Origin of the sequence: Blautia sp. HCP3S3_C12, from assembly GCF_052064155.1 — a bacterium.
Taxonomy (GTDB): domain Bacteria; phylum Bacillota; class Clostridia; order Lachnospirales; family Lachnospiraceae; genus Blautia_A.
In genome coordinates, this window is sequence record NZ_JBQHWC010000001.1 from 137,483 (window position 1) to 161,782 (window position 24,300).

17 protein-coding genes and 4 tRNA genes are annotated in these 24,300 nt (G+C 43.0%); 20 read left to right on the forward strand and 1 reads right to left on the reverse strand.

Annotation, left to right across the window (positions count from 1 at the left end; genetic code table 11):
- Window positions 1-139 precede the first annotated feature (139 nt).
- The 18 genes from ACTNDS_RS00675 (at window position 140) to trpA (ending at window position 19,495) form a co-directional block, all read left to right on the forward strand.
- The gene (locus ACTNDS_RS00675; RefSeq protein ID WP_441032526.1) at window positions 140-3,904 is read left to right on the forward strand and encodes a phosphoribosylformylglycinamidine synthase; all 3,765 of its coding nucleotides are present in this window, start codon (window positions 140-142) and stop codon (window positions 3,902-3,904) included.
- 508 nt (window positions 3,905-4,412) lie between these two features.
- Window positions 4,413-5,303 carry an Abi family protein gene (locus tag ACTNDS_RS00680; protein WP_441032529.1) on the forward strand — a complete coding sequence of 297 codons (891 nt, stop codon included), beginning with the start codon at window positions 4,413-4,415 and terminating at the stop codon, window positions 5,301-5,303.
- A gap of 770 nt (window positions 5,304-6,073) precedes the next feature.
- Window positions 6,074-7,129, forward strand: a complete 1,056-nt coding sequence (locus tag ACTNDS_RS00685; RefSeq protein WP_441032532.1) for a methionine ABC transporter ATP-binding protein — start codon at window positions 6,074-6,076, stop codon at window positions 7,127-7,129.
- Window positions 7,116-7,775 (forward strand): methionine ABC transporter permease, encoded by a 660-nt coding sequence (locus ACTNDS_RS00690; RefSeq protein ID WP_008707324.1) that lies wholly within the window; start codon window positions 7,116-7,118, stop codon window positions 7,773-7,775. Before ACTNDS_RS00685 ends, ACTNDS_RS00690 begins: the two co-directional genes overlap by 14 nt.
- 86 nt (window positions 7,776-7,861) lie before the next feature.
- Entirely contained in the window at window positions 7,862-8,788 is a 927-nt protein-coding gene (locus tag ACTNDS_RS00695; RefSeq protein WP_441032536.1) for a MetQ/NlpA family ABC transporter substrate-binding protein, read from the forward strand.
- A 249-nt stretch (window positions 8,789-9,037) separates the two neighbouring features.
- Entirely contained in the window at window positions 9,038-10,153 is a 1,116-nt protein-coding gene (locus ACTNDS_RS00700; RefSeq protein WP_441032539.1) for a heparan-alpha-glucosaminide N-acetyltransferase domain-containing protein, read from the forward strand.
- Window positions 10,154-10,344: 191 nt separating this feature from the next.
- A tRNA-Val gene (locus ACTNDS_RS00705) sits at window positions 10,345-10,417 on the forward strand.
- Between the two features lie 15 nt (window positions 10,418-10,432).
- Window positions 10,433-10,506, forward strand: a tRNA-Met gene (locus ACTNDS_RS00710).
- A gap of 28 nt (window positions 10,507-10,534) precedes the next feature.
- A tRNA-Val gene (locus ACTNDS_RS00715) sits at window positions 10,535-10,607 on the forward strand.
- Between the two features lie 17 nt (window positions 10,608-10,624).
- Window positions 10,625-10,698 (forward strand) — tRNA-Met (locus ACTNDS_RS00720).
- 417 nt (window positions 10,699-11,115) lie between these two features.
- The gene (locus ACTNDS_RS00725) at window positions 11,116-12,528 is read left to right on the forward strand and encodes a uracil-xanthine permease family protein (RefSeq protein WP_441032542.1); all 1,413 of its coding nucleotides are present in this window, start codon (window positions 11,116-11,118) and stop codon (window positions 12,526-12,528) included.
- Between the two features lie 410 nt (window positions 12,529-12,938).
- The gene (trpE, locus tag ACTNDS_RS00730; RefSeq protein ID WP_441032545.1) at window positions 12,939-14,426 is read left to right on the forward strand and encodes an anthranilate synthase component I; all 1,488 of its coding nucleotides are present in this window, start codon (window positions 12,939-12,941) and stop codon (window positions 14,424-14,426) included.
- A complete protein-coding gene (locus ACTNDS_RS00735) occupies window positions 14,423-15,001 on the forward strand; it encodes an anthranilate synthase component II (RefSeq protein WP_441032548.1) in 579 nt (192 codons plus the stop codon). The genes trpE and ACTNDS_RS00735 overlap by 4 nt, the downstream gene beginning before the upstream one ends.
- Complete coding sequence (trpD, locus tag ACTNDS_RS00740) at window positions 14,994-16,004, forward strand: anthranilate phosphoribosyltransferase (RefSeq protein WP_441032551.1); 1,011 nt, start codon at window positions 14,994-14,996, stop codon at window positions 16,002-16,004. The genes ACTNDS_RS00735 and trpD overlap by 8 nt, the downstream gene beginning before the upstream one ends.
- Window positions 16,005-16,006: 2 nt before the next feature.
- Window positions 16,007-16,807 (forward strand): indole-3-glycerol phosphate synthase TrpC, encoded by an 801-nt coding sequence (gene trpC, locus ACTNDS_RS00745; RefSeq protein WP_441032553.1) that lies wholly within the window; start codon window positions 16,007-16,009, stop codon window positions 16,805-16,807.
- A gap of 30 nt (window positions 16,808-16,837) precedes the next feature.
- The gene (locus tag ACTNDS_RS00750) at window positions 16,838-17,476 is read left to right on the forward strand and encodes a phosphoribosylanthranilate isomerase (protein WP_441032556.1); all 639 of its coding nucleotides are present in this window, start codon (window positions 16,838-16,840) and stop codon (window positions 17,474-17,476) included.
- A 62-nt stretch (window positions 17,477-17,538) separates the two neighbouring features.
- Window positions 17,539-18,723, forward strand: coding sequence for a tryptophan synthase subunit beta (gene trpB / locus ACTNDS_RS00755; RefSeq protein ID WP_441032558.1), 1,185 nt, complete (start codon window positions 17,539-17,541; stop codon window positions 18,721-18,723).
- Window positions 18,716-19,495, forward strand: a complete 780-nt coding sequence (gene trpA, locus ACTNDS_RS00760; protein WP_441032561.1) for a tryptophan synthase subunit alpha — start codon at window positions 18,716-18,718, stop codon at window positions 19,493-19,495. Before trpB ends, trpA begins: the two co-directional genes overlap by 8 nt.
- Window positions 19,496-19,757: 262 nt before the next feature.
- On the opposite strand, the gene ACTNDS_RS00765 is transcribed toward trpA, so the two are convergent.
- On the reverse strand, window positions 19,758-20,552 hold the full coding sequence (locus ACTNDS_RS00765; RefSeq protein WP_441032563.1) for a Cof-type HAD-IIB family hydrolase: 795 nt from the start codon (window positions 20,550-20,552) through the stop codon (window positions 19,758-19,760).
- A gap of 591 nt (window positions 20,553-21,143) precedes the next feature.
- Here ACTNDS_RS00765 and ACTNDS_RS00770 point away from each other — a divergent pair.
- Together ACTNDS_RS00770 and ACTNDS_RS00775 are read left to right on the forward strand one after the other, a co-directional pair.
- Window positions 21,144-22,103 (forward strand): diacylglycerol/lipid kinase family protein, encoded by a 960-nt coding sequence (locus tag ACTNDS_RS00770; protein WP_303241947.1) that lies wholly within the window; start codon window positions 21,144-21,146, stop codon window positions 22,101-22,103.
- Window positions 22,096-24,216, forward strand: a complete 2,121-nt coding sequence (locus tag ACTNDS_RS00775; RefSeq protein ID WP_441032567.1) for a glutamine synthetase III family protein — start codon at window positions 22,096-22,098, stop codon at window positions 24,214-24,216. The genes ACTNDS_RS00770 and ACTNDS_RS00775 overlap by 8 nt, the downstream gene beginning before the upstream one ends.
- The last annotated feature ends 84 nt before the right edge of the window (window positions 24,217-24,300 follow it).

Genomic DNA, 24,300 nt, shown 5'->3' on the forward strand with positions numbered 1-24,300 from the left:
GATATATTAATTTTACTAATGATATTTCCTATGATACTATAAAGAAAGCAATAGTTCAAGCAGCAGGTTCACTGGAGTCGGGCTGCAAGGTGCTTTTAAAGCATTTTTAAAACAATGCATACACAAGAAAGGAGTTTCTATGAGTAACGTAAGACGTGTCTATGTAGAAAAGAAACCGGCCTTCGCTGTACAGGCAAAGGAATTAAAACATGAGGTCAGCAGCTATCTGGGAATTAAGTCCGTAACAGCAGTACGTGTGCTGATCCGCTATGATGTAGAGAATATTTCTGATGAAGTTTTTGATAAAGCATGCAAAACTGTTTTTGCAGAGCCACCTGTAGATGATTTATATCTGGAGAATTTTGAGTCAGCAGAAGGCTCCCGCATCTTCTCTGTAGAATTTTTACCGGGACAGTTTGACCAGAGAGCAGATTCTGCTGTTCAGTGTGTACAGTTCCTGGATGAGAACGCACAGCCTATCATTCGTTCCGCAACTACTTATGTAATTGAAGGAACTATCACAGATGAAGAATTTGATGCTATCAAGCATCACTGCATCAACCCTGTAGATTCCCGTGAGACAGGTCTGGAGAAACCGGAAACACTGGTAACTGTATTTCCGGAACCGGAAGATGTTAAGATTTTCGATGGATTTAAGGAAATGCCGGAAGCAGAATTAAAGGAACTTTATGATTCTTTAAATCTTGCAATGACATTCAAGGATTTCCAGCATATCCAGCATTATTTCAAGGAAGAAGAGAAACGTGACCCGTCTATGACAGAGATTCGTGTACTTGATACCTACTGGTCAGATCATTGCCGTCATACAACCTTCTCCACAGAGCTGACAGATGTAAAATTTGACGAAGGTGATTACAAAGCACCGATCGTAGATACTTACAAGAAATATCTTGCTGACAGAGAAGAACTTTACAAAGGCCGTAAGGATAAATTTGTCTGCCTGATGGATCTGGCTCTGATGGCTATGAAGAAACTGAAAGCAGAAGGAAAGCTTGCTGATCAGGAAGAATCTGATGAGATCAATGCCTGCAGTATTGTAGTTCCTGTAGACGTAGACGGTAAAGAAGAGGAATGGCTGATCAACTTCAAGAATGAGACACATAACCATCCTACTGAGATCGAGCCATTCGGTGGTGCAGCTACCTGCCTTGGCGGTGCAATCCGTGACCCGCTTTCAGGACGTACTTATGTATATCAGGCAATGCGTGTAACAGGTGCAGCAGATCCTACTGTTTCTGTAAAAGAAACTCTCAAGGGTAAACTTCCGCAGAAGAAACTGGTAAGAAGCGCAGCTCATGGCTACAGCTCCTATGGAAACCAGATCGGTCTTGCAACAGGTTATGTAAAAGAAGTTTACCATCCTAACTATGTAGCGAAACGTATGGAGATCGGTGCTGTTATGGGTGCTGCTCCCAGACGCGCAGTAATCCGTGAGAATTCTGATCCGGGAGATATCATTATCTTACTTGGAGGACGTACAGGACGTGACGGTATCGGTGGTGCTACCGGTTCTTCCAAGGTTCATACAGAGGCTTCCATCGAAGTGTGCGGTGCTGAGGTTCAGAAGGGTAATGCACCTACTGAGCGTAAGATCCAGCGTATGTTCCGCCGTGAAGAAGTCAGCCATATTATCAAGAAATGTAATGACTTTGGTGCAGGCGGTGTTTCCGTTGCTATCGGTGAGCTGGCAGCAGGTCTGAGGGTAGACCTTGACAAGGTTCCGAAGAAATATGCAGGTCTTGACGGAACTGAGATTGCAATTTCCGAATCTCAGGAACGTATGGCTGTAGTAGTTGACCCGAAAGATGTAGATACTTTCCTTGGCTATGCAAATGAAGAGAACCTGGAGGCAATTCCGGTTGCAGTTGTAACAGAGGATCCTCGTCTGGTACTTGTATGGCGAGGTAAGGAGATCGTAAATATTTCCCGTGCATTCCTGGATACTAACGGTGCACATCAGGAAACAACTGTAGAAGTAGAAATCCCGAATAAAGAAGGTAATCTCTTTGAAGAACGCCCGGACGTTGCTGATGTAAAAGCAAAATGGATGGAAACTCTTGCAGACTTAAATGTATGCTCTCAGAAGGGACTTGTGGAAATGTTCGACGGTTCTATCGGAGCAGGCAGCGTATTTATGCCATACGGTGGTAAATATCAGCTTACAGAGACTCAGTCCATGGTTGCCAAGGTTCCGGTACAGAATGGTAAAACAGATACTGTAACCATGATGAGCTATGGCTTTGATCCGTATTTATCCTCCTGGAGCCCATATCACGGAGCTGCTTATGCAGTGACAGAGTCCGTTGCAAGAATCGTGGCTACAGGTGGTGACTATAAGAAAATCCGTTTCACATTCCAGGAATACTTCCGCCGTATGACAGAAGATCCTAAGAGATGGAGCCAGCCTTTCGCAGCACTTCTCGGTGCTTATGCAGCACAGATGGGATTCGGACTTCCATCCATCGGTGGTAAGGACAGTATGTCCGGTACGTTCAATGATATTGATGTACCTCCGACACTGGTATCTTTCGCAGTTGACGTTGCGAAGATCCAGGATGTGATCACACCGGAATTAAAGAAAGCAGGAAACAAACTGGTATGGCTTCGCGCACCGAAGGATCAGTATGATCTGCCGGATTATGCAGGAATCATGGATCAGTATGAAAAACTTCATAAAGATATGCAGGACGGCAAAGTTGTTTCTGCTTATGCACTTGACCGCCATGGTATTGCAGCTGCAGTTGCAAAGATGGCATTTGGTAATGGCATGGGCGTAAAGATTGAGCATAACCTTGATCCGAGAGATTTCTTTGCACCTGGATTTGGTGATATTATCCTGGAAGTTCCGGATGGTAAGGTTGGAGAGCTTTCCATTACTTATACAGTGATCGGTGAAGTAACTGCTGACGGTAACTTCTCCTATGGAAATACAGTGATCACTGTAGACGAAGCTGAAAATGCATGGAAAGGTACTCTGGAAAAAGTGTTTAAGACAGTTTCTTCTGAGAATGATAAAGAGGCAGCTGACAGAGATGAGAAGCTTTATCGTGCAGACAGCATTTATGTATGCAAGAACAAAGTTGCAAAACCTCGTGTGTTTATTCCTGTATTCCCTGGAACAAATTGCGAGTATGACAGCACACGTGCATTTGAGCGTGCAGGTGCAGAGGTGGATGTAAAAGTATTCAAGAACCTGACTGCTGAAGATATCCATGATTCTGTAGAGATTTTTGAGAAAGCAATCGATCAGGCACAGATCATCATGTTCCCGGGCGGATTCTCCGCAGGTGACGAACCGGATGGTTCTGCGAAATTCTTTGCAACTGCATTCCAGAATGCGAAGATCAAAGAAGCTGTTATGAAGCTGATCAATGAAAGAGACGGTCTGGCACTTGGTATCTGTAACGGATTCCAGGCTCTGATCAAGCTTGGTCTTGTACCTTACGGTGAAATCTGCGGACAGAAAGCAGATTCTCCTACACTGACATTTAATACTATCGGACGCCATATCTCCAAGATGGTTTATACTAAGGTTGTTAGTAATAAATCTCCTTGGCTGCAGAAAGCACAGCTTGGCGGTGTATACTGTAACCCGGCTTCACATGGTGAAGGACGCTTCGTTGCAAATGAAGAATGGCTGCAGAAGCTGTTTGCAAACGGACAGGTTGCAACTCAGTATGTAACTCCGGATGGACAGCTCAGCGTTGATGAAGAATGGAATGTTAATGGCTCTTATATGAACATTGAAGGTATTACCAGCCCGGATGGACGTATCCTTGGTAAGATGGCACATAGCGAACGTCGCGGGGACGGAGTTGCCATTAATATCTATGGAGAGCAGGATATTAAAATATTCGAGTCTGGTGTGGAATATTTTAAATAAACTCTTTCCGGGACGGAAGGTTCCCAGAGGAAGGACAGAAAGCGCTGTCCCTCCTCTGGACTCCACCCTTGCGCTTCTTTTTGGGAGCGCTGGGATTGTGGTGTGGAGGAGAGTATTAACTTTGCGGATTTGCCTGGTTGGGTAGGTTGTGAAGTGGGAAGTGAAGAAGATTAGAGTATAGTTTCAAAAAAAGATGTGATTTAACGAAAGGGCGGCTGCTTGGGCAGCGCCCTTTTTTGAGTGTGAAGGTCGCCACGGGGCAGAATATGCCGGAAAGCATTGAATTTGTTGCAGTTTAGACTACTAAGGCATTTGAGGAAATTACTATAGTAGTAATGAACTGCTTAGATGCAATGTTATAGATTTTTATTGATGAAAATAATAAAAACTATTGCAATTTCGGGGCTTTTTGAATATACTATATGTAACAGAGTTGCCCGAAGCCTTTTTGGCATTGGGGACCAAGCTGAGACTTGTGCTCAGCTTTTTTACGTTAAGGAGTGATTTTATGGATTTGAAAAAGCCATTGACCTTTGATGAGCAATTGGATAAGTTAGCTGCCCATGGGATGATTATCAGAGACAGAGAAAAAGCAAAAGATATTTTGAAAAGAGTAAATTATTATCGTTTTACGGGTTATGCTTTACAATTCAGACAAGATCCTTCTGGTAGTGACTATATAGTGGGAACTACATTTGAAACGGTATATCATTTATATAAAGTGGATGAAATATTACGTGATACATTCCGACGGTATATTGAAAAAGCAGAAGTATATTATAGGACGCAGATTGCATATGGATTTTCAATTGCTAAATGTACGGAGACTCCGTATGATCAGCATTATGATGAGAATAATTTCTATAACAAAAAGGGTTATAGGGAAGTTATGGAAAATTTCAGCAGGGAGAAAAATTATTATAAAGATAGTCTGATTGTGAAGCATCATAAAATGAAATACTCTAGTAAAATGCCATTGTGGGTTATTGTGGAATTAATGTCTTTTTCTAATATGTCTAAATTATATAGTTCTATGTATTATTCAGAAAAAGATGCTATTGCTCATATGGTTGGTATTGGAAGAGATACGTTAGAAAATCATCTTCATTGTTTATCGGTTTTACGAAATAAATGTGCACATGCGGCTAGAATGTATAATACAGATTTTAATCCTCCGGCAAAGTTTACAACATCATTTTTGAGAAAACATCCAGAAATAAAGAATAATTCATTATTTGCGTATACGCTTGTCCTGTTAAAAAGATTACCAGATGAGAGTAGTAAAAAATCTTTGATTCAAAACGTGGAAAATGTGATAAGTGAGCATAGTGATGATATTGATTTGAACTTGATTGGATTTCCGGAAAACTATATGGAAATTATGAAAAATAGTCTGTGATAAATAATGGAAACGCTGGTTAATGTACAGCATTCCTTGTATGGATGGCTGGGTATAATCCAGCGCCTTTCTTTTTGTGATGGCAAGTGTTGATGCTAACTTTAGGATTTAAAAATTACAATTTTCACTAATTGCAGATGCCTTTCGGAGAAAATCAATTATTTGTCTGTATTTACCATTATTAATGGTAAATACAGATTTGACAAAACTAATTATAAAAATTGCGGATTATATTTTCCGCGAAGATGACAATGCTCGGAAGGGAATAGGTGATATTATGGGAGAAAAAGTTCTGGAATTGGAATCTGAAAGACTTAAAGCAGAGGGAGAAGCTCGACTGGGAAGCCTGATTACTCGACTGGTTTAGGATCAGAGAACTGAAGAAATCCCGATTGTATCAACAGATTCTAAAAGACGTGAGCAACTATATAAGGAATATGGTCTTTAACCGAATCAAGTAAGTCCCTTGCGGGGGTTGCGAAAAGCAATAAGCAGTAGGATGAAAGGAATATGACCTTTCTCCTGCTGTTTTTCTTTCTGAACAAATCCACAATGATTAATTATGACGGTTTTGTTGGAGATTAAAGACAGTATGGTTTCTGTAGGTTGGAAGAAATTCAAGAGATATAGAATTTAATATGGTAAAGTAATGAAATGATAGCTTTAAACTATAACTGGCACTAGGTATTATGAATTGGCATAATCAGAAGTGTAGTGGTATAGTATGTTCATGCTCAACGGAGCGGGGAATAAGAGAAAGGGAGAATGAGATGTCTGGGATTGTGATTGAGAAGGTCCGGAAGTCTTTTGACACGAAGGATGGCGTGGTCGAGGCTTTGAAGGATGTGAACCTGAATATCGATTCCGGTGATATATATGGAATTATCGGTATGTCGGGGGCAGGTAAGAGTACATTGGTACGATGTATGAATTTTCTGGAGGTTCCCACAGAGGGACAGGTTCTGATAGATGGGAAGGCTCTTGGAGATTTGACAGAGAAGGAATTGAGGAAACAGAGGGAAGAGATTGGTATGATCTTTCAGCATTTCAATCTGCTGATGCAGAAGTCAGTGATTGATAATGTCTGTTTTCCACTTTATATAAAAGGAAAGAAGAAGGCAGAGGCCAGAAAGAGGGCAGCAGAGCTTTTGGAGATCGTTGGTCTGGGGGACAGACAGAATGCTTATCCTGCACAGCTTTCCGGTGGACAGAAGCAGAGGGTTGCCATTGCAAGAGCACTTGCATCGGATCCGAAGATTTTACTTTGTGATGAGGCTACCAGTGCACTGGATCCGCAGACTACTTCTTCCATTCTGGAATTGCTGAAAAAGATTAACAGACAGTTTGGAATCACCATAGTGATCATTACTCATCAGATGTCGGTTGTGCGTGAAATCTGTACACATGTGGCGATCATGTATGAGGGTGAAGTGGTTGAGAAAGGACTGGTTGCAGATATTTTTGCAAATCCTCAGTCAGAGATTGCCAAAGAACTGATCCGAAAGGATACAGGCTCCGATATCGGCGCAGACAGCAGACCGGATGCCGGCAGAGAAAAGGGACAGGCAGAGATTAAAAGCGGTGAGAAGATACGAATCGTATTCTCCGAGAACTCAGCTTTTGAGCCTGTGATCGCAAATCTGATCCTTACCTTCGGAGAACCGGTAAATATCCTGAAGGCAGATACCAAGAATGTAGGTGGTGTAGCCAAGGGAGAGATGATACTGGAGTTTATGGAGGGCAGTACCAGGACAGAAATGATGAAACAGTATCTGAAAGAAAAAGGTTTAGCAATCGGGGAGGTGACAGAATATGTGGGATCATGAGACAATAATGATGATCGTCCAGGGTGTGGGAGAAACACTTTACATGACAGTTCTTTCCACAGTTCTGGGATACCTGTTCGGACTTCCTATGGGAGTGCTGCTGGCAGTGTCTGATAAAGAGGGATTGAAACCAAATGCAGTGTTGTATAAGATACTGGATGCCATCGCAAATATTGTGAGAAGTATTCCGTTTCTGATCTTGCTGATCCTGTTGATTCCTTTTACCAGAGCAGTGGTAGGAAAGAGCTATGGATCTACAGCAACGGTAGTGCCACTGGTAGTGGCAGCCATTCCTTTTATCGCACGAATGGTGGAATCTTCTATTAAAGAGGTGGATGCAGGTGTGATCGAGGCAGCCAGAGCTATGGGTGCCAGCAATATAAGGATCATCGTGAAGGTTCTTCTGGTAGAAGCCAGAACTTCACTTATCACAGGAGCAACGATTGCAATCGGAACTATCCTTGGTTATTCAGCAATGTCCGGTGCAGTAGGTGGAGGCGGACTTGGTGATATTGCCATCCGCTATGGATATTATAGATATCAGTCAGATATTATGATCGTCACAGTTATCCTGCTGGTAGTGCTGGTACAGATTTTCCAGTCAGTGGGAATGATGATCGCAAATAAGATTGACAGAAGAAAGTAAAAAAAGGCTGTAAAAATGTAGCTGGAAGAAATAGAAACAAGTTAAAAAATCAATAAAAATATGAAAAATTCAGGAGGAAAGTTATTATGAAAAAATTAGTGGCAGCAGTTTTAACAGGAGTATTAGTGGCAGGAACATTAAGCACAGGCGTTTATGCAAAGGATGATGACAAAACCATCACAGTTGCAGCATCTGCAACACCTCACGCAGAGATCCTTGAGGAGGCAAAACCACTTCTTGAGAAAGAAGGATATGACCTTGAGGTTACTGTATTTGATGATTATGTAAGACCAAACGAGGTAGTTGAGAGTGGAGAGTTTGATGCAAACTACTTCCAGCATATCCCATATCTGGATCAGTTTAATGAGGAGAAGGGCACACACCTTGTAAATGCAGGTGGTATTCACTATGAGCCATTCGGAATCTATCCTGGAACAAAAGACAGCCTGGATGATCTGGAAGACGGAGATTCTATCGCAGTACCAAATGATACCACAAACGAAGCAAGAGCACTTCTTCTTCTCCAGGATAACGGAATCATCACTCTGAAAGATGGTGCAGGATTAAATGCAACTGTTAAGGATATTGCAGAGAATCCTCACAATGTAGAAATCGTAGAGCTGGAAGCAGCACAGGTAGCACGTGTTACAGGCGAGACAGCTTATGTGGTATTAAACGGAAACTATGCTCTGGAAGCTGGCTTCTCAGTAGGGAAAGATGCACTTGCATATGAGAAATCCGATTCTGAAGCAGCGAAAACATATGTAAATGTGATCGCAGTCAAAGAAGGCAACGAAAACAGCGACAAGATTAAAGCTCTGGTTGATGTATTGAAATCCGATGAGATCAAAGACTTTATCAACGAGAAATATGACGGTGCAGTAATTCCTTTTGATGACAGCACAGACACTGAAGAAGCTGATGCAGAAGAAACAGACAGCAAGGATGAAGCAAAAGAGGATGCTGCAGAAGAAAATGCAGAAACAACTGAAGCAGCGGAAGATGCTGAATAATAACAGATAATAATGATAAATAACAGGAGATTCCTTTTTCAGGTAAAATTGAAAAGGGAATCTTTTTATTATGCTATAGGAAATTACTCAGTAGTGTTCCATAAACATAATAAAACCTTATGGTTTATTCTTAAAATTCGGAAAATGAAAAATACGAAAAGTAATTGCGTGAAAACCTTTTATACCATATAATGTATTTATGATATTACGATGAGAATATACCTCTGTTTCAGAGAGAAGGAGATAAATATGTTTTCTTTGAAGGATAAGGAAGTAAATGTAGGGCGGCAGAGGGAGCTGGATCTGGTAAAAGGTTTCCTGATGATTATGATCGTATTTATACATTCCTTTCAGAGCATTGCAGGTGCAGCGGCAGCAGAATCCAATGTACATAAAATCCTGTTTGCGCTGTTTATGCCTACAGGTGCCTGTCTGTATCTGTTTACCATGGGGTTTGGAAGTGTTTTTACCCGCCATTCGGAACCTAAGGATATGGTCAGGAATGGGGTAAGGCTTCTGGTATATCAGGGCTTGTGTAATTTGTGCTATGCGGCAGCAATCATAATCTGTTTTCACATAAGAATTTTGATCACAGGAGAAGTGGCTGGCAGCAGAGAATTATATGAAGCAAACCTGTACTCAGTGCTTACATTTGTAAACATATTTTTTATATCCGGTATGTGTTACCTTGTACTTGCAATCTACCGCAAATTAGAGGTAAAGCTAAGCGGATATATCATAAGTGCTGTAATAGTAGGAATCCTGTCACCATTTACAAAGCTGTTGATTTCTGACAATCAGGCCCTTAACTGGATCTTAGATATGACTTTTGGCGGAAAAGGTGAGACAAGCTTTTGCTTCTTTCCCTATTTGAGCTATGTATTTCTGGGATATGTTTTCGGAAAAGTGATCAGAAGAGTGCCTGAAAATGAAAAAGGTGAGTTCTATAAAAAGAGCGGAACAGTATGTGGAGTAATCGCAGTCATCTGGTTTGTGGGCTGTATCATATCACATCCGAGCGTAGAGAAATTCTTTGATTATATGTTGGTGCAATACAGGACACCGGGACTTTTAAAGGTAGCAGGAAGCTTCTGTGCGATCATATTTGTATTTGCAGTTGCATTCGGGATCATGCCACTGGTGGAAAAATGGAAATTCGGATATAACAAATTATGTTATTTTTCGAAACAGATATCCAAGATGTATGCAATACATATAGGAGTATTTTGGGCAATTGCCGGTTTCTCTGCATTTTACCCATATAATGTAAAGGAATGCCTGCTGTGGTCAGTGGCAGTACTGGTGGCAACAGATTTACTTGTGCAGGGATATATGAAAGTTACAATATTGTTTTTCCATAAATAAAAAGCGAATGTAAAGCTGGGAAAAGAGCTGTAGGAAAAATACAGCTCTTTTCTGCAGAGAATTTTGGAGAAAATTGTATAAAAATTTAAAAAAATATATAAAATTCAAAATTAGGTGTTGACATTCATGAAAATCCATTATATAATAGCAAAGCGAGTTGTGAACGAGAACGATTACAGACTTGTAAATATGGGATCTTAGCTCAGCTGGGAGAGCATCTGCCTTACAAGCAGAGGGTCATAGGTTCGAGCCCTATAGGTCCCATAGATAAAAGAATATGGCGAGATAGCTCAGTTGGCTAGAGCACACGGTTCATACCCGTGGTGTCGAGGGTTCGAATCCCCCTCTCGCTATTGACCAGAGAAATCTGTGAAAGAATATGGGATCTTAGCTCAGCTGGGAGAGCATCTGCCTTACAAGCAGAGGGTCATAGGTTCGAGCCCTATAGGTCCCATAGATATAAAAGAATATGGCGAGATAGCTCAGTTGGCTAGAGCACACGGTTCATACCCGTGGTGTCGAGGGTTCGAATCCCCCTCTCGCTACTATAATAAAAAATCCGTAGATCTGAATTTAAGATCTGCGGATTTTTTGTGCAAAGTTAAGTGGATATTGAAACAGGGGACTTACATGAAATATACAGTATTTTATATATAAAGAGGGATATTTTTCACAAATTGCCGTATTGTCAGATAAGGACAGATACGGTATACTGGTAAAGAATTAGAGGATTGTAGAGAATCATAACAGGATATGCCAGCAGAGGTGTGAAAACTACAAGACGGTTATTCTACAGGATAGCCGTCTTTTTTCCTGTTGTGAACGCTGCAATTTCATAAAATGTTACAGGTCACCTAGTACATCGTTTCGTTATTTCGAAAACGATGTACTAGTGAACTGTAACGAAAAATCTGCATTGTGTACCGGGAATTGGTGCACAGTTGCGAAAGAGAGGAAAAGGAATGGAAACACAAGAGAAAAAAACGGCAACACCTTATGACCTTGATGGAAGACCTCCGCTGAAAATTGCGATTCCCCTTGGTCTGCAGCACGTACTGGCAATGTTTGTTGGTAATCTTACACCTTTGCTGATCATCACAGGAGCCTGTGGGATCGAGGCTGGTGGAGCACTTCAGGTGGCACTTTTACAGAATGCCATGCTGATCGCTGGAATTGTGACTCTGGTACAGATTTTTACGATTGGACCGATCGGTGGCAAACTTCCTATCGTAATGGGAACCAGCTCCGGATTTATCGGCGTATGTCAGAGCGTATCAGCAGTAATGGGCAACAGCATCGGCGGATATGGGGCAATTATGGCAGCCTGCTTTATTGGCGGTCTGTTTGAAACCATACTGGGAAGCTTTCTGAAACCATTGAGAAAATTTTTCCCGTCAGTAGTTACAGGTACCGTGGTTTTGTCCATCGGTCTTTCGCTGATCGCTGTTGGAATCAATTCTTTTGGAGGCGGAAGTTCTGCCCATGATTATGGTTCTATGGAGAATCTTTTTGTAGGTCTGGTGGTTTTGATCGTGATCATTGCCCTGAAGCACGGGACAAAGGGATTTACCAGTTTTTCATCTATACTGATCGGTATTATCGTAGGATATATTCTGGTAAGCATTATGGCACTGATTCTGCCTACTACCTTTACTTATGTAGATGATGCAGGTGCAACGGTAGAAGCAACCAAATCCTGGGTTCTGAACTGGGATAAAGTTGCACAGGCTTCCTGGTTTGCAATTCCGAAGCTGATGCCTGTAAAATGGGTATTTGATCCAAGAGCTATTGTTCCTGTATGTATTATGTTTATTGTAACAGCAGTGGAGACTGTAGGAGATATTTCAGGTATTACTGAGGGCGGTCTGGGCAGAGAAGCTACTGACAAGGAGCTTTCAGGCGGCGTTATGTGTGATGGTCTGGGATCTTCCCTGGCATCCTTATTTGGTGTCCTTCCAAACACATCCTTTAGCCAGAATGTAGGCCTTATCGCCATGAACAAGGTCGTGAACAGATTTTCCATTGCAACCGGAGGTATTTTCCTTATTGCCTGCGGACTGTTTCCAAAGCTTGCAGCGGTAATTTCCATTATGCCTCAGAGTGTACTGGGCGGAGCTGCAGTTATGATGTTCTCATCCATTGTAGTCAGCGGTATTCAGCTGATTACCAAGTGGCCGGTAACCCCGAGAAACGTAACGATTGTTTCTGTAGCTCTGGGTCTGGGATATGGAATTGGTTCTAACTCTGCAGTACTGGCACAGCTTCCGTCTTCTATAAGCCTGATTTTTGGCGGTTCCGGAATCGTACCGGCAGCATTGATCGCCATCATTCTGAATATTGTATTGCCGAAAGAGGCAGAAGCACAGGCGAAATAAAATATTTCAATATTTAAAATTAAGGATTGACAAACCGTCTTCACAGTGGTAAAGTATAGTCAAAATTTAACAGACTAAACTGATGAAGCGGAAGTTAAAGCAGTTATGCGCGCACAGAGAATCCGGGCAGGTGAGAGCCGGATGGAAATGCAGGCTGCCAAATGGGCCGCTGAGGGCACAGTGAAAAGCCGGAGTTCATAGAGCTGGCTGAGTATCCTGTGACGTAGGGCATACGTAAGTTGCCGGAAATATGCAGGTATTTCGCAAAGTGTACGGATCAAACCGTAAATCAAGGTGGCACCGCGGGTGAATTATATACGCTCGTCCTTGACAGATAGTATAAATCTGTCAGGGACGGGCGTTTTCATTTTCCCTGACAGATGGTTAAATCAACCACAGGAGGTGTTCCCATGTATCCAACATTAGAAACCATCAGACAGTTTGCACAGAGAAAAGAATACCGTCGTATCCCTTTGTGCAGAGAACTTTACGCAGACAGATACACGCCGGTAGAAGTAATGCGCACCCTGCGAAAAGCCAGCCGTCACTGCTATCTGCTGGAAAGTGCCAGCCAGACAGAAGTATGGGGCAGATATTCTTTCCTGGGATATGAACCATCTATGGAAATTACCTGTACAGACGGTATCCTGAAGATCCGTAAAACAGATGTACAGGGAAAGACAGAAGAAATCATAAAGCAGGTTACACATCCCGGAGATACCCTCCGTGAGATCATCCGGGAATACAAAACTCCTGTTATGGAAAATATGCCTCCCTTCACAGGGGGTCTGGTAGGATATTTCTCCTATGATTACATTAAATACAGTGAACCGAAATTGAAGCTTGAAGATAAGGAACAGCAGGATTTCCGGGATATGAACTTAATGCTTTTTGACCAGGTCATTGTATTTGACCACTTTAAACAGAAAGTTCTTTTGATCACCGGAGTAATGACAGATGATCTGGAGGCATCCTATGAAGCTGCAGTAAAGAAACTGGATGAAATGGCAGAACTCATCCGAAATGGAGAACACATGGAATTCGAGCCGTTGAAGCTCCAGTCCGAAATCCAGCCCAAGTTTCCTAAAGAAAAATACGCAGATATGGTGGAAAAAGCGAAACACTATATCAAAGAAGGCGATATTTTCCAGGTGGTACTTTCCAATCCTATGCGTGCAAAAGCAGCCGGAAGCCTGTTTGATACCTATCGTGTCCTCCGTGCAACCAATCCATCTCCCTATATGTTCTATTTTTCCAGTGATGATATTGAACTGGCAGGTGCTTCCCCTGAAACACTTGCGAAGCTGGAAAATGGCACCTTAAGTACCTTCCCTCTGGCAGGAACCAGACCAAGAGGAAAGACAAGAGAAGAGGATAAAGAACTTGAAGAGGGACTTCTGAAAGATGAAAAAGAGCTGGCAGAACACAATATGCTGGTAGACCTGGGAAGAAACGATATTGGAAAGATCAGCAAGATCGGAACTGTAAAAGTAGAAAAGTATCTCTGCGTAGAACGTTTTTCCCATGTAATGCATCTGGGCTCTACAGTAACAGGGATTATCCGGGATGATAAAGATGCTGTGGATGCAGTGGATGCAATCCTTCCGGCAGGAACCCTTTCCGGAGCACCCAAATTCAGAGCCTGCCAGATCATCGAGGAACTGGAACAGAGCAAACGAGGAATTTACGGAGGCGCCATCGGATATCTGGATTTTGCAGGAAATCTGGATACCTGTATTGCCATCCGCCTGGTTTATAAGAAAAACGGAGAAATCTGTATCCGTTCAGGTGCCGGAATCGTGGCAGACAGTGTACCGGAAAAGGAATTTCAGGAATGCTGCAACAAGGCAAGAGCAGTGGTACAGGCAATTGAACAGGCACAGGAGGGATTAGAATGATATTACTGATCGATAATTATGACAGCTTTTCCTATAACTTATATCAGCTCATCGGCGCAGTGGAACCGGACATCAAAGTAGTGAGAAACGATGAGTGTACACTGGAAGAAATCGCAGAGCTGAAACCGGAAGCCATCATTTTATCCCCTGGTCCGGGAAGGCCGGAGGATGCAGGTATCTGTATTCCGGTGATTAAAGAATTTGCAGGAAAAATCCCCATCCTGGGTGTGTGCCTGGGACATCAGTCCATCTGCGAAGCCTTTGGAGGAACAGTTTCCTATGCAAAAGAGCTGATGCATGGAAAGAAAAAGCTGATGTATAAAACAGGAGAAAGTCAGCTTTTTAAGGGCCTGCCGGATACCTTTGCAGCAGCCAGATATCATTCCCTGGCAGCGTTAAAGGATACCCTGCCGGCAGAACTTAAGGTGACAGCAGAGTCAGAGGACGGAGAGGTCATGGCAGTGGAACATACAAAATATCCTGTGTTCGGAGTACAGTTTCATCCTGAATCGGTAATGACACCGGACGGCAGAGTGATGATAGAGAACTTTATGGAGGTAGTGAGAAATGATTAAGGAAGCCATTATTAAATTATCAAAGAAACAGGATTTAGCTTATGCGGAAGCAGAAGCTGTAATGGACGAGATTATGAGCGGTCAGGCAACACCTGTACAGATGTCTGCTTATCTTACTGCATTAGCTTTAAAAGGAGAGACAATTGATGAGATCACAGCTTCCGCAGCAGGAATGAGAGCTCACTGTATCAAACTTCTCCACAATCTGGATGTGCTTGAAATCGTGGGTACCGGCGGAGACGGTTCCAATTCCTTCAATATTTCCACTACTTCTTCTCTGGTGATCGCAGCAGGCGGTGTTCCGGTTGCAAAACATGGAAACAGGGCAGCATCCTCCAAATCCGGTGCAGCAGATGTTCTGGAAGCACTGGGAGTGAAGATTACACTGACGCCGGAACGCAGTGCAGAGCTCCTGAAAAAGATCAACATCTGCTTCTTGTTTGCGCAGAATTATCACATTGCAATGAAATATGTGGCACCGATTCGTAAAGAGCTAGGAATCCGTACTGTATTTAATATTCTGGGACCATTAAGCAATCCGGCAGGTGCAAACATGGAACTGATGGGAGTTTACGATCAGTCACTGGTGAAGCCACTGGCACAGGTTATGGCAAACCTGGGCGTTAACAGAGGAATGGTTGTCTATGGACAGGACAGTCTGGATGAGATTTCCATGTGCGCACCTACTTCTGTATGTGAGATCAGGGATGGCAAATTTACTTCCTATGAGATTACACCGGAACAGTTTGGATATGAGAGATGTGAGAAGGGTGCCCTGACAGGTGGTACACCTGCAGAAAACGCAGAGATCACAAAAGCAATCCTGAAGGGTGAGGAAAAAGGCTCGAAGCGTCAGGCGGTATGTTTAAATGCAGGTGCAGCACTCTATATCGCAGGAAAAGCCGCTTCCATAGAAGAAGGAGTGAAGCTGGCAGAATCCCTCATCGACAACGGTGCAGCACTGAAGAAACTGGAAGAATTTGTAGAAGAGACTAATAAATAAAAATGAAGAATATATTAGAAGAAATAGCAGCCAGAACAAGAGAAAGAATTGCAAAAGAAAAGTCCTGTATTTCTGTTTCGGAGCTGGAGAACCGGATTCAGGAAGTAAATAAAAATGCAAGGCAGAAAATCACATTTCTCCAGGCATTACAAAAAGATGGTATGTCCTATATCTGCGAGGTAAAGAAAGCCTCCCCCTCAAAGGGACTGATTGCACCGGATTTTCCATATCTGGCAATTGCAAAGGAATATGAACAGGCAGGTGCAAGTGCAATCTCCTGTCTCACAGAACCTTTTTATTTCCAGGGAGCAGACCAGTATCTGAGAGAAATCGCAGCCACTGTACAGATACCTGTACTCCGCAAGGATTTTACAGTAGATGAATATATGATCTATCAGGCGAAATCCCTTGGTGCTTCCGCGGTATTACTTATCTGTGCTATCCTGGATGACGGAGAATTAAGAGCATACAGACAGCTTGCAAAAGAGCTGGGACTGGATGCACTGGTAGAAGCACACGATGAGTACGAAGTGGACAGAGCCTTAAATCTCGGGGCAGAGATCGTGGGAGTTAATAACCGGGATCTGAGAACCTTTCAGGTAGATATGAACAACAGCATTCGCCTGAGAAAAATGGCACCGGACAATGTGGTTTTTGTTTCCGAGAGCGGAATCCGCACCCCGGAGGATATCTGGCTTCTTTATGAGAATAAAGTGGATGGGGTACTGATCGGGGAAACACTGATGCGAAGTCCGGACAAGAAAGCAGCGCTGGAAAGCCTGAATGGCAGCCCGTTACGATGAAAGATCGAATATTATCTGAGAGGATAGAATATGACCAGAGAACAACAGCAAAGAACCAAAATCAAAATCTGTGGTCTGAAACGCCCGGAAGACATTACCTATGTAAATGAAGCAAAACCTGATTACTGTGGATTTATCATAGAATTTCCAAAGAGCAGCAGAAATGTTACAGGTGCATTGGTGAGAGAACTTACTGCAAAACTTAATCCGGACATTATCCCTGTAGGTGTTTTTGTAAATGCAGCACCTGAGCGTGTGGAGGAACTGCTTCTTGACGGAACTATCCATATTGCACAGCTTCATGGACAGGAAGATGAGGCATATATACGGAGAATCCAAAAGAATACAGGTCATCAGGTTATAAAGGCCTTTTCCGTAAAAACAGCTCAGGATATTGAAAATGCCCTGAAAAGTCCGGCAGATTATATACTGCTTGATCAGGGTTGCGGTGGAACAGGACAGACCTTTGACTGGTCACTGATTCCGGAGATAGACAGACCCTTTTTCCTGGCAGGAGGACTGGGTGTGGAAAATCTGGAAACAGCCGTCCGGACTATTCATCCCTATGCAGTAGATCTGAGCAGTAGTGTGGAGACGGATGGAATGAAAGACAGAGATAAGATTTTGAAGGCAGTTCAACTGGTGCATATAAAATCAGAAAGAATATAGAATACTCTGACCGACCATCTGACAGGCCAGGGATTACATACATAAAAGGAGGACATATACAGATGTCAAAAGGAAGATTCGGCATCCATGGAGGACAGTACATTCCGGAAACACTGATGAATGCTGTCATTGAACTGGAAGAAGCCTACAACCACTATAAAGATGACCCGGAGTTTAACGCAGAGCTTACAGAGCTTCTGAACGAATATGCAGGAAGACCATCCCGTCTCTACTTTGCATCCCACATGACAGAAGATCTGGGTGGAGCAAAAGTATACTTAAAGAGAGAAGACTTAAACCATACAGGCGCTCACAAAATCAACAATGTACTTGGTCAGGTACTTCTTGCAAAAAAAATGGGCAAGACCCGTGTCATTGCAGAAACAGGCGCAGGTCAGCATGGTGTGGCAACAGCAACAGCAGCAGCTCTTATGGGGATGGAATGTGAAATCTTCATGGGAAAAGAAGACACAGAACGTCAGGCATTAAATGTATACAGAATGCGTCTTCTGGGCGCAAAGGTCAATGCAGTTACTTCTGGTACTGCAACACTGAAGGATGCTGTTTCCGAGACAATGAGAGAGTGGACAAACCGTATTTCCGATACACATTATGTACTTGGTTCTGTAATGGGACCTCATCCGTTCCCTACAATTGTTCGCGATTTTCAGGCAGTGATATCCAAAGAAATCAAAGAGCAGATCCTTGAAAAAGAGGGCAGACTTCCGGATGCAGTGCTGGCATGTGTGGGCGGTGGTTCCAATGCAATTGGAACATTCTACAACTTTATCAATGATAAAGATGTCCGTCTGATCGGATGTGAGGCTGCGGGACGTGGAGTAAATACGGCAGAGACAGCAGCTACTATAGCAACCGGCAAACTGGGAATCTTCCATGGAATGAAATCCTATTTCTGCCAGGATGAATATGGTCAGATCGCACCTGTATATTCCATTTCCGCAGGTCTGGATTATCCGGGAATCGGACCGGAACATGCGCATCTCTATGATACAGGACGTGCAGAATATGTACCTGTCACAGACGAAGAAGCAGTAGAGGCATTTGAATATCTCTCCAGAACAGAGGGAATCATTCCTGCTATTGAGAGTGCTCATGCAGTAGCTTACGCAAAGAAAATTGTTCCGCAGATGAGAAAAGACCAGATCGTGGTCATTACAATTTCCGGACGTGGAGATAAGGACTGTGCAGCAATCGCACGTTACAGAGGGGAGAATATTCATGAATAAGAGAATTACAGAAGCATTTGAAAAAGGAAAGGCATTTATCCCGTTTATTACCTGCGGAGATCCGTCTCTGGAAGTGACAGAGCAGCTTGTCTATGCAATGGAGGAAGCTGGTGCAGACCTGATCGAGCTTGGGATTCCGTTTTCTGATCCTACAGCAGAGGGACCGGTGATCCAGGGCGCAAACGTGAGAGCACTTTCAGGTGGTGTGACTACAGACAAGGTATTTGACATGGTAGTAAAGATCAGAAAGAACAGTTCTGTTCCTATGGTGTTTATGACTTATGCGAATGTAGTATTCTCCTACGGAACGGAGCGATTTATTAAAACTGCCGCAGAGATTGGCATGGATGGGCTGATTCTTCCGGATGTACCATTTGAGGAAAAAGAAGAGTTTGATACTGTATGTAAGAAATATGGAATTGATCTGATTTCTCTGATCGCCCCCACTTCTCATGAGAGAATCGCGAAGATCGCCAAAGAGGCAGAGGGCTTTGTATACTGTGTATCCTCTCTGGGTGTTACGGGAACCAGAACAAATATTACTACAGATATCGGCGCGATGGTGAAACTGGTAAAAGCTGCAAAAGATATCCCTTGTGCAGTAGGGTTTGGGATTTCTACGCCGGAGCAGGCGAAGAAGATGGCAGCGCAGTCGGATGGTGCGATTGTGGGATCTGCTATTGTTAAGTTGTGCGCACAGTATGGGGAAGATTGCGTGCCGTATGTGAAAGAGTATGTGAAGGCTATGAAGGATGCGGTAATGGAAGCTTAAATATTGAAAAGGGGACGCGCAGAAACATATTTCATTTCGTGTGCGGTTTCGGAGCCTAAGAACTTCTAAGCTGCTAAAAATATGCTAAAAACATAAGAAAAATGACCCAAACTCGCCGCATGCTGCAGCTCAGACAGTGGGTCATTTTTCTTATAGCGCATATTTTTATCAGTTAAGAAGTTCTAAGACTCCTGCAAATGCACACGAAATGAAATATGTTTCTGCGCTGTGTATTAGTATGAACTGGAGTAATTCGTATCTTTTATAAGAAAGACCTCAGAATCTGCAGAACTCCGTTTTCCCAGTAGGGCGGGCAGATATTTTTGGCGGCAGCCCGGACTTCGGGGCGGGAGTTGGAGACTGCGTAGCTGAGACCAGCATTCTGAAGCATTTCAATATCGTTGAGGTTATCTCCGAAAGTACAGGTTTCGTCAGGTGAAATTCCCAGATATTCCTGCAGGAAAGCAACGGAAGGACCTTTGCCGGAACCTGGGGCAGTACAGTCCATCCATTCTTTGCCGGCGGCAGCCATAACTGTTTTGTCTTTCCAGGTGGGAGTGAATAAAGGGGCGCACATTTCCTCACAGGCATTGGGGTGGTAAACAGCAAATTTGTTTACCTTCTGTCCCTCAAGTTTTAACATTTCCGGAACTTCATGGATATCATATCCGTAAGAATCTCTCAGCCAGTGAAACATCTGGCTGCCTCCGTCTTCTGCGAAACAGCGTTCAGGTGTGGAAATAAAATAATCACAGGAAGGCATATCCTCTCTTACCATAGAACACATTCCTTTCCAGATTTCGTCCGGTAGAGTATCCACTTTCAAAATCTCCTTCGGAGTCCGTACAACAGTTCCTCCGTCAGAGATATAAAGCAATCTGTCTGCGACTGGAGCAAACAGCTTCCTCTCACTTCGATATTGCCGCCCTGAGCATGCAACAAAAATAATACCCTTATCAAGCAGCCGACCGATTACCTCCATATACTCCCTGTCAATCGCCAGAGTCCCATCCTTCACCAAAGTTCCATCTATATCTGAAGCAATCAATTTAATCATATGAACAAGAAATCCTTTCTATAAAATCCATTTTATAAATTCTCTTTGTAATAAGTCCCTTTTATAATAAATACAATCCCCATTCTATCACGCCAAAATATAACTTGCCATAAAAAATATAGAAAAATTGCAACTATTCACCAGTTCCGATTCATGCGTTACTATCCTACAAAATGTTTTGTAAAAAAATCTCATCTGCGTAGCTTGTCGTTGCAAGGCGCATTACTGTGAACGAAGTGAGCAGTAACAGCCCGACAGTTCCACAGCCAGCCAACAGGCAGGAAATATTTTTGGTTTCAGGTGCATTTGCAGTGGGCGTAGTAACTCTTGGTGCGTGGGAATCTGCGTTATTCAAAAATTGCTCACTGTCTGAGCGAAGCGAGTTTGAGCAATTTTTGAATGTTTTTAGCAGATTTCCACACACCTAGAGTTATTAGCCCGCGAAACCGCACCTGAAACCAAAAATATTTCCTGCCGTCCCTAAACCCCATTGACTTTTCCCCCCTTTTTTTTTATATTATTATAGATAGAAATTGCATATCTCTTTTTGTATGCGTTTTCAAACTCTGAAAAAAAGGAGAGTTGCTCGAAATGAACAAAAAAATGCTCTTTGTTTTCAACCCCAAAGCAGGCAAAGGTAAGATAAAAACCAATTTGCTTGATATTGTAGATATATTTAATAAAGGTGGCTATGAAGTCATCATCTATTCCACACAGAAACCAAGAGATGCCTATGAAAAAGCCAAAGAATACGAATCTAAAGTAGACCTTATCGTATGCAGTGGTGGTGATGGCACACTTGATGAGGTGGTCACCGGTGTGATGGAGGTAGACAGTTCTGTTCCTATCGGATATATTCCTGCAGGAAGTACCAATGATTTTGCCAATAGTCTTTTTATGCCGAAAAATATGGTTGAGGCTGCTGAAGGTATTATGGAAGAGAAGCTTTATCATTGTGACATTGGCAGGTTTAATAATCAAAGCTTTACTTACATAGCAGCCTTTGGGCTTTTTACGGATGTTGCTTACCAGACAGACCAGGATCTGAAGAATATTCTGGGACATGTGGCTTATCTTCTGGAAGGAGTGAAGCGTCTCTTTGATATTAAATTCTATCATATGAAAATCCAATCAGAGGAGCTGACTGTTGAAGATGATTTCATTTATGGAATGGTGACTAATTCCAGATCTGTGGGAGGATTCAAGAATCTTACTGGAAAGAATGTGGATATGAATGACGGTCTTTTTGAAGTGACCATGATCAGACAACCCAAGAATCCACTGGAATTACAGGAGATCATGACAGCAATGCTGACAGCTGAGGATAATACAGACATGATCTATTCTTTTAAATCAGCGCAGCTGACCATTACCTCAGAGGAAGTGGTACCCTGGACCTTGGATGGGGAGTTCGGGGGAGAACATACACAGGTGAAGATTTCGAACTGCCATGAAGCACTGAATCTTTATCTGAAAAGTACAAAAGATGAAGATTCCAAAACAACGGGATTTTCTGCATTAATAAATAAAAAGGAGAACAACAATGGGTGAGTATATCAATGTAGTAGAGACATTCGGATGTGATGTGTTTAATGATTCTGTTATGCAGGCACGTCTGCCCAAGAAGGTATACAAGGAATTGAAAAAAACCATAGAAGAGGGCAAAGAACTGTCTATGGAGATTGCAGATGTAGTAGCACATGAGATGAAGGAATGGGCTATTGAAAAGGGAGCCACACATTACAGCCACTGGTTCCAGCCCCTTACAGGCGTGACAGCAGAGAAACACGATGCTTTTATCACAGCTCCGATGGATAACGGCAAGGTCCTGATGTCTTTCTCCGGAAAAGAACTGATCAAAGGTGAACCGGATGCATCTTCTTTCCCGTCCGGTGGATTAAGAGCAACTTTTGAAGCAAGAGGATATACAGCATGGGACTGTACATCACCGGCATTTGTGCGCCATGATGCAGCAGGCGGAACACTCTGTATTCCTACTGCATTCTGTTCCTATACAGGAGAAGCACTTGACCAGAAAACACCACTTCTTCGTTCTATGGAAGCAATCAACACCCAGGCACTCCGTCTGCTGAGACTTTTCGGAAATACAACTTCTAAGAAAGTAACTCCGTCAGTAGGAGCAGAGCAGGAATATTTCCTGATCGATAAAGAGAAATGGCTTCAGAGAAAAGACCTGATCTATACAGGCAGAACTCTTTTTGGAGCTATGCCTCCGAAGGGACAGGAAATGGATGACCATTACTTTGGAAGTATCCGCCAGAGAATTTCCGCATACATGAAAGAGGTAAATGAAGAATGCTGGAAGCTTGGAATTCCTGCAAAGACACAGCATAATGAGGTTGCTCCTGCACAGCATGAGCTTGCACCGATCTATGCACCGGTCAATATCGCAGCAGACCAGAACCAGATGATGATGCGTATCCTTAAAAAGGTTGCCAGTCGTCATGGAATGCGCTGTGTCCTTCATGAGAAACCATTTGCAGGTGTGAACGGTTCCGGTAAGCATAACAACTGGTCTCTTACCACAGATGACGGAATCAATCTTCTGGATCCGGGCAAAACACCTCATGAAAATATTCAGTTCCTTCTGGTCCTCACCTGTATCCTGAAAGCAGTAGATGAACATGCAGATCTTCTGCGTGAATCTGCGGCAGATGTGGGAAATGACCAGAGACTTGGCGGCCATGAGGCACCGCCGGCAGTGATTTCCGTATTTCTTGGAGAGCAGCTGGAGGATGTTCTGGAACAGCTGGTCAGCACAGGAACAGCAACTCACAGTAAAAAGGGAAGTAAGCTGGAAACAGGTGTTAAGACTCTGCCTGATTTCATGAAGGATGCCACAGACCGTAACCGTACTTCACCTTTTGCTTTCACAGGAAATAAATTTGAATTCCGTATGGTGGGCTCAAGAGATTCTATTTCCGCATGTAACGTAGTCCTGAATACGATCACAGCAGAAGTATTTAAGGAAGCATGTGACCGCCTGGAAAAAGCTCCTGATTTCGAACTGGCGGTACATGACCTGATCAAAGAATATGCCACAGATCATCAGAAGATCGTATTTAACGGAAACGGCTATGCGCCGGAATGGGAGGAAGAAGCTAAACGCCGCGGACTTCCGATCCTTCCGAGCATGGTGGATGCAATCCCTGCACTTACTACAGAGAAGGCAGTGAAACTCTTTGAATCTTTTGATGTATTCTCAAGAGCTGAGCTTGAATCACGTGCAGAGATTAAATATGAGATTTACTCTAAAGCAATCAATATTGAAGCAAAGACCATGATCGACATGGCAACCAAGCAGATCATTCCGGCAGTTATCAGATATACCACTGTTCTTGGCGAATCTATCAATACAGTGAAAACAGCGGGCGAAGGACTGATCGATGTAAGTGTACAGCTTGATTTGCTCAAGAAAGCATCAAAACTCTTAAAGGCTGCAAACAGTGCCATGAGTAAGCTGAGCAAACTGGTTGAGAAGATCCCGGAATATGCAGAGGGACGGGACAGAGCCGTATTCTGCAGAGAAAAGGTGGTTCCTGCAATGGAAGCTTTACGTGAGCCGGTGGATGAACTGGAAATGATCGTAGATAAGGAAATGTGGCCGATGCCTTCTTATGGAGATCTTGTATTTGAAGTATAATGTTGTAAAAATATAAAGAAGAATGCTATAATGAAAGGGTCGTGAATCTGTAAAAGATAAGCGGCCTTTTTCTATAACACAAAC